We start from the raw sequence: 11,872 nt of genomic DNA, 5'->3' as shown, positions 1-11,872 counted from the left end.
AACCTGACCCAGGCCATCCTGTCCGGGGCCATCCTGTCCGGGGCCAACCTGACCCAGGCCATCCTGTCCGGGGCCGACCTGACCGGGGCCCGCCTGTCCCGGGCCAAGTTGTCCAAGGCCGACCTGACCGGGGCCAAGCTGACCCGGGCCTCCCTGTCCGAGGCCGACCTGACCGGGGCCGACCTGACCGGAGCCAAGCTGCCCGGAGCCAAGCTGACCCAGGCCAAACTGACCCGGGCCAAGCTGACCGGGGCCGACCTATTCTGGGCCGACATGACCGACGCCGACCTGACCGGCGCCGACATGACCGGCGCCGACATGACCAGCGCCAACCTGGCTTCAACCAACCTGGCTTCGGTGACCTGGGACGTTCGCACCACGGTGTGGCCGGAGGCGCTCGCCGATCGGGTGCGCGCCGGATCGGACGAGGTCAGGCCCGGTGTGTACCGGGTCCGGGGAGGGTCGTCGCCGGACCGCAGCGGGGTGTTGGTGTGATCAGCGCCGATTGCGCACCGGTCCACCCGTGAACAAGGACCCGCGCGAGGCGTCCGCGGCCCTCGCCGCCTGGGAGCAGAACCCGACCGGCCGCCGGTACGAGGCGTACACGGCTGTGGGCCTGCGCCTGCACGCCCACCCGTACTGGGCCGCGGCGGGCGGCAACCGCCACGACGCGCAGCAGAAGATCCGGCAGGACGCGGCCAAGCCCGACGGGGCGTAGGCGGGGGCCACGGTCGGCTCACCCGGCGCCGTGTGCGGAAGGTACGGGGTTGGCTTCGGGCCTCCGCCGGGGCGGGTCGGGCGGCATCATCGAGGGATGATTGATGAGTACATCACCCGGGCGCTGGCGGCTGCCGCACCGCGGGTGCGCGCCGTGGCCAACAAAATGGGGTGACAGGTCTCGACCCGGTCGGCATGATCGGTCAGTTGATCCGTCATGTCCCACCTCGGAGGTACGCCACGTCCATCCACCGCGAACGAGCCTGGGACCTGCCGTGGTCCGCGGCTGACCCCGGCCGGAACGCTTTCGACTGGGACGACGATGAGGCGGCGCGACTGACGGCACTGCTCGTTCCGATGGTGCCTCCCATCGGTGCCGAGCGGATGGCGGGGTTTCGATTCATCGACGAGGTCACCGTTCTCTTGGTGTCCCGTTATGGCCGGTGGGCGTGCGGCTGGGACCATTCGAACCACCACGGCGGTCCCGTCGAGACCTGGTGCTGCGATTCGCACTCGGTCGGAGAGGCGGCGGAGACCGCCGAACGCGTCGTGACCTGTCTGCTGGAGTGGCGTGACTGGCTGGAGGACATGGCCGAGCGGTTCGAGCAACTCGCACCGCCTAACGGCGCGGACGCCGAGGACCGCAGCTGGCACTTGGAGCGCGCGGCGACCCGCCTGGTCACTGCGGTCGTCAACAGCACCCACGCCGAGTCGTCCTGGTACGGGATCTGCGAGACGACGCTGACCTGGTTCCTCACCTCCACCGGCCTGGGACCGGAAGAGGCGCAGAAGGCGGTGGAAGCCGCGATCGGCGGCCGGTTCAAGAGCCACATTGCGCCCGCCCCGACCCTGGTCGACACGGTAGGAGAGGACCTGGCGATTCGCCTGACCGGCCGCGGGTTCTACCGTGAGTGATGACGCGCTAACCACATGGTGCGAGGTCAGGGAGCAGGTCGACTGGTCCTCGGCCGCGAACGTGAGCCCGGCACCGGTACGGCCAGCCGTCGACGGACTCGCCGTCTGGTTCGACGGTCCGGTCCGCCTCCGCGACCCGGACCGCGCCGACCGGCTGCTCGCCGCGATGGCCCTGTCCCGCGCCGCAGCCTCACAGGGAGAGCCGCTCACCCCGGCCCTTCTCGCTGGCTGGCAGAAGCTGGTCCTCGGGGTGAACGAGGTGCGCCTGCGTCGGAGCGACGCCTTCGCCAAGGACGGCCGGGAGCGATACGGGCTCACCCCCCACACCTGGCAGGACTTCGCCGCCTGCCTGCACCAGAGCGCCGACCCGTCGGTCACCCTGCCGGCCCGCGCGGCCAGGGCGTACCTCGACATCGCTTTCTTCCACCCCTACCCGGACGACAACGCCCGCCTGGCGCTACTGGTTCTCGCCCACGTCCTGGAGACGGAAGGAGTACGCCTGGACGAAGTGGGGCCGCTGCAGACCATCCGCTACGCGGACGCCCCGGAGGGCGCACTCGACCTGGCGGCTCTGGTCACCGTACTGATCCGCGCCACTCAGCGCCGGGCAACTACACGGCGAGAGAAGGCTCCTGCCGAACCGGCACGGTGAGCACGTTCAGCAGTATGCGGCTGAGTACTTACCCGTGTACATCGACACCTGTAGTCCGTCAGGCCGAAGAACCTGAACACCTCAACTTGACAGGGAATCCAACGCCGCCGAGCAGGCCCTCACCGCACTGCGCCCCGGCCAGCTGGACGCGGTCGAGAAGCTCGTCGAGCGCCTGGCGGTGTTCCCACGGCTCGGCATCCCGGTGCCCGGCAGCACCGACCCCGAAGTCGACGACTACACCGCCCGCACCGACCCCGCCTCCGACACCGGCGACCGCATCAGCATCGTCTACCGCCTACACGAGGGCATGTCCTTCCCCGTCAAGTTGTTCTGTTCTCACTGACGCTCCACAGGGAACGCGACCGCCTGGGCGTGTCGTTGGTCCACCCGGAGAGGAGCATCCGTGAAGACACGTCAGAGGGACCGAGATACCCCCGAACCACAGGCCCCGTGGAACGAAGTCAGGCCGCGGCTGGCTTCGTTCACATGAAGTAGCAGCGATTAGTCAGCAGTTGGCGATCTTGAGTGCTGCAGATGTTCACCAGAAATGACGTCACCCGACGGCGAGTAGAGCGGTCTGCGCTTCGGCGATGATCAGAGCTGGTTGATGATCCGTCCGCCAAGCTGTTCGAGGAACTCCTGCAAGCTCGCTGCGGCGACGTCGAAGTCGTTGAACCAGGAAGCCGTGGCGGACTTCCAGATCTGCCCGCTGTCGCCGATCGCGAACAGGTGGCCACCGCCGTCGCTGGCGAATACCAGTGCGATCCACTCGCCGTCGATCGGTGCGGGGCCGTACTCGCGGAAGTGTTCCGCCACTGTCGCGGGTGAGTGGATGAAGTACCCGTTGTCGACATCAGGCAGGGAGGCTTCGCTGATCACCCAGTAGAGCGTGGTCAGGTCGGAGGGGATCGGTGTCAGGTCCACGAGCGCGCTCGTCGCTTGGTGGCTGTCGTCGGTTGCGAGTGCCACGGCGTTGTCTCCGGGCGGGAAGCCGCGTGTCGGGAGGAACGACTGCATCAGCTTCGTGAGCGCCGCATCGGCCCGCTCCCGCCAGGATCCGACCCACTCTGCGTCAAGCCGCTCACCTGGCACGTTTCCCCCTCAAATGCGCGTCTGGCCCGCCAGCGCGAGTCCGGAAGAACATAGCGGAAGGCGTTGACGGCTCTCCGCCCGGAGGACGGAGAGCCGTCGAGTAGGCACCTGTGGCGGTCAGCCGGCCTTGGCGGGCGCTTCGGTCCGGGCCCGGGTCGAGGCAAGGCGGTAGGAGTCGGTGCCGGTCTCGATGATGGTGCCGTTGAAGGTGAGGCGGTCGACGATGGCCGCGCAGAGGCGGGGGCGGTGAAGGTTTTGGTCCAGCCGCCGAAGGACTCGTTGGAGGCGATGGCGACGCTGTTCTTCTCCTCGCGTTCGGTGAGGACCTGGAAGAGCAGTTCGGCGCCGTGGCGGTCGAGTTCCATGTAGCCGAGCTCGTCGATGCAGAGCAGGTCGACGCGGCCGTAGCGGGCGATGGTCTTGTTCAGCTGCTTCTCGTCGGCGGCTTCCACCAGCTCGTTCACCAGCTTGGTGGCGAGGGTGTAGCGGACGCGGTAGCCCTGCATGGCGGCCTCGGTGCCCAGGCCGATGAGCATGTGGGACTTGCCGGTGCCGGAGTCGCCGATCAGGCAGAGCGGCTGGCTCTTCTTGATCCACTCGCAGCTGGCGAGGGTGTTGATCACGGCGGGGTCGATGTTGGGGTTGGCGTCGAAGTCGAAGGTCCGCAGCGACTTGTCCCGGGGGAATCCGGCGGCCTTGATCCGCTGCTCCGAGCGGCGGCGGGCCTGGTCGTCGTACTCGGCCATCAGCAGCTCGGCGAGGAAGCCCCGGTAGGTCATCTGGTCCTTGACCGCCCGGTCGGCGATCTCGGCGAACTCATTGCGGATCGACGGCAGCCGCAGCAACCTGCAGGCGGTGTCGATGGCCGTGGTCGCGGCCTGTTCGGTCAGGTTCCGCTGGCGGGGCAGCATGGCGGTCATGGGGCTTCTCCCTCTCGCAGGTCACCGCCGCCGGCGCGACGGTGTCGGAGCAACTGGTCGTAGTGGCTGACCGAGGGCAGCGGCCTGGTGTCCTGCGGAAGGTGGTTGAGCTTCCACTCGTGCAGGAACGTCACCGTCCCGGCTCCCGGCTCCCGGCCCGGCAACCGGCCTCGGGGCCGGGACCTCGACTGCGGGCTCGTCCTCGACCTGGGCGGCCTTGCGGGCCTCCAGGGCGACCGCGTCCGCGGTCAGCGCCCCCGCCCGCAGCGCGGTGGCCAGGCCCGCGACGATGTGCTCGTACAGGAGGTGACGGCCCAGCAGCAGCACGTCGATCAATGCCCGGGTGCCCTCGGCGTCGCCGTGGGCCCGGACCGCCGCGGCCCACCAGGCGTCGTGGACCGGGGTGAACTTCCCCGCGGAGCGGGCCTGGTCGAGTGCCGTCGGGCCGGGGAAGGTGCCCGGCTTGCGGACCAGCGCCTCCAGGTAGTGGTCCAGGTCCAGCCGGCAGGCACCCTTGGCGATCAGCCGCTCGTGCCGGGCGACCTCGACGTTCCTGTCGTAGACCACCAGATGGGAGGCGTGCAGCAGCACCCGGACACGCTTGCCGATCAGGCGGACCGGCACCGAGTAGCGGTTGGTCCGAACCGGGATCTGCCCGTAGCGGTCGACGCGCGGGGTGAACACCCGCCCGGTCTCGAACGGGTCCTCGGGCAGCGGCAGCAGCCGCGGCCGCTCGTCCTCGAAGTACTCGTCGACCGTCCGGGCCCTGGAGCCGATCCGGCGCCGCCCGTCGCGCCGGTCCCACTGCTCGACCAGCTCGTTCAGCTCCGCCAGCGACTCGACCTCCGGCATCGGGACGAAGTGGTTGCGCCGGAAGTAGCCGATCTGGCCCTCGACGCCGCCTTTCTCGTGGGCGCCGTCGATGCCGGGTCGGCAGTAGAAGCTCTCGATCCCGATCTTCCGTGAGTTCAGAGATTCCGAAGTGTCGGCCGGGCGAACCGACGGAAGCTCGGGCGGTGTTGCGGCATGGAGGGGCCGAGTTCGGGCCAGAAGAGGGGGGACTCGTGGGTTGGTGTCCGTGCACTCATCTGAGCGCTCAGCTTGGCGTCCTGCCATTCGCCCGGTTTGTCAGAGGGACTCCCTAACCTGTCGCGCGAGCGGCACTGAGGATGCCGGGGCAGCAGTATTGGAGTGGGTGCCGAGATGAGTGTGGACTTCTTCTGGCGGCGTGTGGTCGACAAGTCGTTGGACGCGCTCTCACCGAAGGAGCTGGGCGCGCTGGTGCCGCACTGGTTCGATGCAGAGTTCAAGCCGCTCCACGAGGCCGGAATGGTGATGGCCGTGGAACGCAACGGCTGCTTGATGCACTTCGCACTGACGGCGGGCGGCGCGACCTCGGTCCGCATCGCTCAGTTGCCGGTCTTCGGGGGCGAGCAACGGGCCGAGGGCGAGGAAGACTCTGAGTATGGGTTCGTCGGGACGGAGCTGTGGGTGCTTCGCCCTGATGAGGTGCAGGACGCTTCAGCCTTTCTGCAGCAGATCGCAGTCGACGACCTGGTGAGGGACCTGGACGTTGCGCTGGCACGAGAGGTCAGGTCCCTGGGCTTCGCCACGCCTTGGAGCCAGGCGTGGGCCGCGGATCTGACTGGTGATCTGAGCGAGCTGAAGAACTTCTTCGCTGCGGCGGCAGCTGCGGGCGACGCGATGGTCAAGTTCGAGTCGGCTTGAGCCGGTCACCAGTCAGGCCGCCGCGGCAGCCCAGTCGATTCAGCGTCGTGCGGAGAACGGCATGGCGTCGGCCCATTCCCAGAACGCTCGGCCTTCCGTCACCTCGTGTTCCATGATCTCGAACAGCCGGGAGGCATCCGTATTGGGCGGGATGTCGACGGCGACGCGACGGTCACCGCTCCATTCGTTCAGCAGTCCCGCTGTACTGATTCCGTTCTTGATGCGATCGACTGCCTGGGCCAGTTGTGTTGGGGCCAGGCCTGGGACGAAGAGCAAGCGCAGAACACGGTGCCAGGAGAGGGCGACCACCTCGGCGACCTCGTCATCGTCCGACAGAACGACCCGGTCGCCGAGGGCCAGCCCGTAGGTGCGAAACGGGATGCAGGCGATCGAGAAGGTCCCGTTGTGGACGATCACGTAATTCCCCGCGCCCACGGTCAGGTAGTTCCCCAGTTGCTGGCGGAGGGGGCTGCCGAGTCGGGCGATGGTGGCCTGTGGATGAGCTTGGCCAGGCTGGGAGGATGATGCCATGAGCTTCGACCTGGCGGTTCTTGCGATGGACGCTTCGGCTGATGCCGCGGCAGCGCGTGCGATGTTCGAGCGGTGCAACTCCCTGCATCATGACGAGGGTGAGCTGGATGAGCGAGTAGTCGGGTTCTATGAGCGGCTGCGCTCGCAGTTCCCCGACTACCCGCCCCGTCCGGCGGACTCGCCCTGGATGTCGACGCCGTTGGCGGTCGGCATCGATCACGTGATCATGAACCTGAGCTTCTCCTCCAAGAGTGACGACGCGCTCAAGGTGATCGAGGAGCTGGCCGGGGAGTATCGCTTGGTCCTGTGGGATCCGCAGTCCCAGGATGCCTACTTGCCGAGCGTCTGATCTCGAAGCAGGGTGGTCGTGGCTAACTTCCCTTCTCGGACGGGTTCTTGGGCCGCTTGTTGGGCCGGTAGCTGGGGCCGTTCATGATGACCTGGTGGCTGGTGTTGATCAGCCGGTCGAGGAGGGACTCGGCGACGACGGGGTTGGGGAAGAGCGGATACCAGTCGCTGGGGGCCCGGTTGCTGGTGATGATCAGGGACCGGCCCTGCCGCTCGCTGACCAGCTCGTAGAGGTCGTCGGCCTGGGCGGCGGACAGCTGGCGCATCGCGAAGTCGTCGAGGATGAGCACGTCGGGGCGGACGAGCTCGCGGACCCGCTTGTCCCAGGTGCGGTCCGCGTGGCCGCCGGCCAGATCGGCCAGGATCCGGCTGGTCTTGGCGAAGCGGACGTTCGCGCCCTGACGGACGGCCAGGTGGCCGAGGGCCTGGGCCACGTGTGTCTTCCCGACGCCGACCGGCCCGAACAGAATGACGGACTCGCCTGCGTGCAGCCAGCGCAGGGCGGCCAGGTCGCGGATCTGGGCCGCGGGCAGCTTCGGGGAGGCGGTGAAGTCGAACTCCTCCAAGGTGACCTGCTGCTCGAACTTCGCTTTCTGCAGACGCCGTTGGAAGGCGACGGTCTCGCGTCGGGTGATCTCGTCCTGGCAGAGGACCTGGAGGAAGTCCAGGTGTCCGAGCTCGCCGCCGTGGGCCTGGGCCAGGCGGGCGTCGAGGGTCTCCAGCATCCCGGACAGCCGAAGCGTCTTGAGCGACTCGCGCAGGGCGGTGTCCATCACGCTCATCGCACGGCCTCCCCGGCGTCGTCGCGACCATGGTCATCGCGGAGCTCGTCCTGGGTCTGGGTGGGGATGGCGGAGGCGAACAGCTGCTGGGGGCCGTGGAGGAAGGCCGCGGCGCCGGCATCGCCGGTCTCTGGTTCGGGATCGGTCTCGGTGCCGGCGATCAGGATGCCCTTGATGGTGCGGTAGGCCGGATCGCCGACCGTGATGGCCTTGGTGCAGGCCGCCTCCAGACGCTGGTCGCCGTACTTCTTCCGCAGCCCGAGGATCCCCTGGGCGGCGCGGAGCCGGTAGAGCGCGTTGACCTCCAGCAACTGGTCGACCACCTCGCGGCAGGCGTCCCCGACCTCGGCCGCCTGGGCGCGGCACCAGACCGGCGTCTTCATCTGGAACGCGATCTTCTCCGGCGGGTAGTCGGTCCTGTCTGTCCGTTTGCCCTGGTCAAGGGCGGCGTGGGTCTTGACCAGCTCGCCCTCGTGGAAGACCTGGACCATGGTGGCGGTGGAGCGGACGTCGACCTTGCGGCCGATCAGTTTCCAGGGCACCGAGTAGAGGGTGCGGCCGACCTTGATGTGGATGTCCGGGCCGACGGTGGCGGTGGACCAGCGGGCGAGCACGAACGGCGTGTTCGGCAGTGGCAGCAGGGCCTGGGCCTCCACGGCCTCGAAGACCGACAGCGGACTGGCTCCTCCCAGGGGTCGGCACTGCCGGCGGCCTGCCACGTTCGTTGCCCAGGTGACGGCCTCGGCCTGCATGTGCTCGATCGAGGTGAACTGGCGCCCGCTCCAGAACGAGTCGCGGACGTAGGGCATCGGCCGCTCGACCCGCGGCTTGTCCTTCGGATGCAGAGCTCTCGCCGGGTCCACCAACGCGCCGTAGTAGGTGGCGAGTTCGGCATACGCCTTGTTGATCTTCGGGTCGTAGAGATCGGGCTTGTCGACACCCGTGCGCAGGTTGTCCGGCACCAGTCGGCGCGGGATGCCCCCGAAGTAGCGGAAGGCCTCGACGTGGGCCTCGGTCCAGGCGTGCTGGTCCATGTGGACCACCGGGCGGACGAACATGTGCCGCGAACAGGGCAGGACCATCACGAACGCCCAGATCCGGTGCCGCTTGCCAGTGGACGGATTGGTCCACTGCCCCAGGAATCCGTAGTCGATCTGAGCCTCCGAGCCCGGCTCGACGTCGCCCCGCAGCACGGTCACCTTGGACCTGACCGCCTCGTCCGGCAGGTTCGCGTGCACCCAGCGGCGGAACGACGAGATCGACGCCTTCAACTTGCCCTCGTCACGCAAGCGTTGATGGATCGCGGTGACAGTCGAAGTGCCCAGCAGGCTCTTGATGTAGTCGCGGTGCGGGTCGATCTCGGGCCAGGTGATCTGGTTCAGCCGACGGCCGGCGAGGTCCGGGAACCAGTTCTTGATCAGCTTTGCCCAGTCCGCCTCGCTCATCGGCGGCCCGCCCGGGGTCATCCCGGCAGCCTCCGCCGGCCCCAGGTACTTCCTGATCGTCTTGCGATCCAGCCCCAGCGACGCGGCAACCTGGCTCTTCGAGCGGCCCGCATACCAGTGGACGTAGATCTCGATGACGTCGACCACGGTGAATGTTCTCCTTGCCATCCGGTGCGTCCGTCGACCTCTCGGTCCGAGACCGAGGGACACGTCCACCTTCGCGATGGCCAGGCCCCTCGACCCGGACTCCGGCATGCCCATGGGGAACCAGGAGAATCTGGATGGAGCACTACGTAACGCTCAAACCACCCCAAGCGGCGAATGTCGTGCACTGATCATCCGATCCGGGAGGCCCGACACCAGCGGACATGACGCCCGCCGACCACCGTCCCCCTGGGGAATTACGTGACCGTCCGGGTGGGGAATTACGTGACGCCGGACCGGCTCCTGGTGGGGAATTCCCTGATCGTCGACACCCGTCGTTGAGCGGCTTCAGCCACAACTGCTCCTTCTGCCCGTCCAGCCCAAAGGGGGCCAGGTCAGCGTGGGCGATGTAGTTGCTTTGAGCGCGCCCGACCGGGTCGTCGTGGACGATGAACTCGATCACATGTTCCCCCTGGCTTCTGTCGTTGCGGTGACATGATGCCGCGCCGGCTCGATCGTGCTGCCAGCAGGGTGTTGAAGTGGCTGCTCAGGGCTTTCTTCAGGTCTGTTCTGCGGCGGACTCGGCGGTTGCGTCGGTGTAGCGGAGGCTGGCCCTGGCACTGAGGGCGAAGACGTGGGCGAGGTGCAGGGGGTCGGCCCCGGTGGCGGCGCACCCCCCGGTACCCGATCGGCTGACCCCCGCGCCCGCGGGGAGGACGACGACTGAGCCTCGGGCCGCTGCGGGCCGAGCGGCTGACCCCCGCGCCCGCGGGGAGGACAAGCGAGGAAGACTTAGCGTGTGCACACTATGCGGCTGACTCCCGCGCCCGCGGGGAGGACCAATCCGGCCAGCTCCTCGACGGACACACGGACGTGCCGCTCCCAGTTCTCAGTCTTCACCACGATCTCGAGCATGGGCAGACTCTGACACACCCCTCTGACTGCGGGCCTCTCGAAGCCCGCGACGCAACTGCTGCTGCGACAACTCGACCAGTCGTGTTCGCAGTGGCCGTTGGCTGAGGTTTGACGACAGTCTCCAGTTGGTCAGCCCTACGCGGACGGCGGCCGACCCCCGCGCTCGCGGGGAGGACTCGATCGCGACGCCGGCCCCGACCCCCCCCACCACGGCTGACCCCCGCGCTCGCGGGGAAGACGCCGTCACGTGCGTGTGTCCGGCGGCCGAGATCGGCTGACCCCCGCGCTCGCGGGGAAGACGGCTCGCTCGAGTCGATCGGCATCACCGTGACCGGCTGACCCCCGCGCTCGCGGGGAGGACTGGCGCGATGGTGACCATTACTCGAACCGGTCCGGCTGACCCCCGCACTCGCGGGGAGGACCCGCCGCCGACGCCCAGGACCAGCAGCGCCTGCGGCTGACCCCCGCGCTCGCGGGGAGGACATGTTGATCTCCACCAGCCAGTTCGTCATCGTCGGCTGACCCCCGCGCTCGCGGGGAGGACTCACCGGCCTGGCACTCCTCGCGCCGGACGGTCGGCTGACCCCCGCGCCTGCGGGGAGGACCCTTCGCGACCTGCAACGTTCTGGCGGCTTTGCCATTTCTTGACCAGCTTGCCGGGGAGCCTCACCCTGGGCTGGCCTGTTGAGGTGTCAAGGAGCAACGCCCATCGTGGCAGATGTCGGTGACGCCGTGCTCGGCTTCCGTTGCCCACCGGCTCTGCAAGATCGACGGTTGGCAACGGACCCGCCATCGGCGAGAACTCCTGGTGCACTTCGGCTGACCCCGGCCTGCGCGGGGAGGACGTGTACTGAGTACGCAGGATTGCGTTGGTGTCCGGCTGACCCCCGCTTGCGCAGGGAGGATGAGGAGCCTCCCGTGACCGCCACCGCTGCCGTGGGCTGACCTCCGCGCTCGCGGGGAGGACGCGATCGGACGAGGGCCCGGAACGGGCTCCGGCGGCTTGCTCCGACCCGCAGACTGCCTGTTCGCCGACCGCTGGCGCACGAACCAGCACGGACACGACTCCCGACTGCCATGATCAGCACATGAGTGAGTACTCCTGGCCTTGGGAGAACTACCAGGACCGAGCAGCCACCGCCCGCACAGCCTGGACCGAAACCGTCCGAGCCCTGCCCATCGGCACCCGGATCACAGGCGAGGTCGTCGGGCGGCAGCCCTTCGGCGTGTTCCTCGCAATCGACGGCCAGCCCGAGGCCCTTGGCCTCGCCAGGGTCACCGCCATGCCCAGATGCCTTGACCTGCCTGCGGTCGGCCAGCGTGTTACCGGGGAAGTCGTGTGGCATGCCGATCACAACCACCAGGTCGGGGTCACGCTCGCCACGTGGGCCCACCACGAGGACCTGCTGCCCGCCTTCGCCGACCGCATTGGCCAAGTCGTCAACGGACGCGTCACCAAGACCGTGCCGATCGGAGCGTTCGTCCGCATCGCCCACTGCGTTGAGGGACTCGTGCCTTCCATCGAGCTTTCCGGCTCGCCCGCGAAGGAGGCCGGGCAGGCTGCCCAGGAAGGTCAGGAGGTCTCTGTACGGATCCTCGCCGTCGACCTGGAAAGACGGAGGATCATCCTGTCGACCAGATGTCTGCCGTAACTCCGTGCAGCCCCCGCGGCCTCAACCCGAG

The 11,872-nt window shown here is 68.3% G+C and carries 13 protein-coding genes, 1 pseudogene and 1 CRISPR repeat array; of the genes and pseudogenes, 8 read left to right on the top strand and 6 right to left on the bottom strand.

Annotated elements, in window-relative coordinates:
* The 5 genes from ACFVFS_RS14500 to ACFVFS_RS14480 form a co-directional block, all read left to right on the top strand.
* The coding region (locus ACFVFS_RS14500) for a pentapeptide repeat-containing protein (protein ID WP_380623842.1) at nucleotides 1-495 on the top strand (495 nt) is incomplete at its 5' end.
* A 28-nt stretch (nucleotides 496-523) separates the two neighbouring features.
* Nucleotides 524-718 (top strand): hypothetical protein, encoded by a 195-nt coding sequence (locus tag ACFVFS_RS14495; RefSeq protein WP_380623839.1) that lies wholly within the window; start codon nucleotides 524-526, stop codon nucleotides 716-718.
* A 170-nt stretch (nucleotides 719-888) separates the two neighbouring features.
* Nucleotides 889-1,632, top strand: coding sequence for a hypothetical protein (locus ACFVFS_RS14490; protein WP_380623837.1), 744 nt, complete (start codon nucleotides 889-891; stop codon nucleotides 1,630-1,632).
* Nucleotides 1,625-2,284, top strand: coding sequence for a hypothetical protein (locus ACFVFS_RS14485; RefSeq protein WP_380623834.1), 660 nt, complete (start codon nucleotides 1,625-1,627; stop codon nucleotides 2,282-2,284). The genes ACFVFS_RS14490 and ACFVFS_RS14485 overlap by 8 nt, the downstream gene beginning before the upstream one ends.
* Before the next feature lie 178 nt (nucleotides 2,285-2,462).
* The gene (locus ACFVFS_RS14480; protein ID WP_380623831.1) at nucleotides 2,463-2,627 is read left to right on the top strand and encodes a hypothetical protein; all 165 of its coding nucleotides are present in this window, start codon (nucleotides 2,463-2,465) and stop codon (nucleotides 2,625-2,627) included.
* Between the two features lie 251 nt (nucleotides 2,628-2,878).
* Here the strand turns inward: ACFVFS_RS14480 and ACFVFS_RS14475 are convergent, their stop codons facing one another.
* From ACFVFS_RS14475 to ACFVFS_RS14465, 3 genes and pseudogenes are all read right to left on the bottom strand, one after another.
* Entirely contained in the window at nucleotides 2,879-3,253 is a 375-nt protein-coding gene (locus tag ACFVFS_RS14475) for a hypothetical protein (RefSeq protein ID WP_380623853.1), read from the bottom strand.
* Between the two features lie 240 nt (nucleotides 3,254-3,493).
* Nucleotides 3,494-4,287, bottom strand: a pseudogene (istB, locus tag ACFVFS_RS14470) (IS21-like element helper ATPase IstB).
* Between the two features lie 30 nt (nucleotides 4,288-4,317).
* Nucleotides 4,318-5,148: a hypothetical protein gene (locus ACFVFS_RS14465; RefSeq protein ID WP_380623828.1), complete on the bottom strand. Its 831-nt coding sequence runs from the start codon at nucleotides 5,146-5,148 to the stop codon at nucleotides 4,318-4,320.
* A 351-nt stretch (nucleotides 5,149-5,499) separates the two neighbouring features.
* Here ACFVFS_RS14465 and ACFVFS_RS14460 point away from each other — a divergent pair, with 351 nt between their 5' ends.
* Nucleotides 5,500-6,024 carry a DUF1877 family protein gene (locus ACFVFS_RS14460; RefSeq protein ID WP_380623825.1) on the top strand — a complete coding sequence of 175 codons (525 nt, stop codon included), beginning with the start codon at nucleotides 5,500-5,502 and terminating at the stop codon, nucleotides 6,022-6,024.
* 39 nt (nucleotides 6,025-6,063) lie between these two features.
* Here ACFVFS_RS14460 and ACFVFS_RS14455 read toward each other — a convergent pair whose 3' ends face one another.
* The gene (locus ACFVFS_RS14455) at nucleotides 6,064-6,555 is read right to left on the bottom strand and encodes a DUF4265 domain-containing protein (protein WP_380623823.1); all 492 of its coding nucleotides are present in this window, start codon (nucleotides 6,553-6,555) and stop codon (nucleotides 6,064-6,066) included.
* Here ACFVFS_RS14455 and ACFVFS_RS14450 point away from each other — a divergent pair.
* On the top strand, nucleotides 6,554-6,904 hold the full coding sequence (locus ACFVFS_RS14450) for a hypothetical protein (protein WP_380623821.1): 351 nt from the start codon (nucleotides 6,554-6,556) through the stop codon (nucleotides 6,902-6,904). The genes ACFVFS_RS14455 and ACFVFS_RS14450 overlap by 2 nt on opposite strands.
* Nucleotides 6,905-6,926: 22 nt before the next feature.
* On the opposite strand, the gene istB (ACFVFS_RS14445) is transcribed toward ACFVFS_RS14450, so the two are convergent.
* Nucleotides 6,927-7,685 (bottom strand): IS21-like element helper ATPase IstB, encoded by a 759-nt coding sequence (istB, locus tag ACFVFS_RS14445; RefSeq protein WP_380623819.1) that lies wholly within the window; start codon nucleotides 7,683-7,685, stop codon nucleotides 6,927-6,929.
* Nucleotides 7,682-9,277, bottom strand: a complete 1,596-nt coding sequence (gene istA / locus ACFVFS_RS14440; protein ID WP_380623817.1) for an IS21 family transposase — start codon at nucleotides 9,275-9,277, stop codon at nucleotides 7,682-7,684. Before istA ends, istB (ACFVFS_RS14445) begins: the two co-directional genes overlap by 4 nt.
* Nucleotides 9,278-10,336: 1,059 nt before the next feature.
* Nucleotides 10,337-10,794: a CRISPR direct-repeat array (repeat unit 29 nt; unit sequence CGGCTGACCCCCGCGCTCGCGGGGAGGAC).
* A gap of 483 nt (nucleotides 10,795-11,277) precedes the next feature.
* Between istA and ACFVFS_RS14435 the strand changes: the two genes are divergently transcribed.
* The gene (locus tag ACFVFS_RS14435) at nucleotides 11,278-11,841 is read left to right on the top strand and encodes a S1 RNA-binding domain-containing protein (RefSeq protein WP_380623815.1); all 564 of its coding nucleotides are present in this window, start codon (nucleotides 11,278-11,280) and stop codon (nucleotides 11,839-11,841) included.
* Nucleotides 11,842-11,872 lie beyond the last annotated feature (31 nt).

Source organism: Kitasatospora sp. NPDC057692, assembly GCF_042799475.1.
GTDB lineage: Bacteria > Actinomycetota > Actinomycetes > Streptomycetales > Streptomycetaceae > Kitasatospora.
The sequence above is the reverse complement of the archived record's forward strand: the minus strand, read 5'-3'. Positions and strand labels throughout refer to the sequence as shown.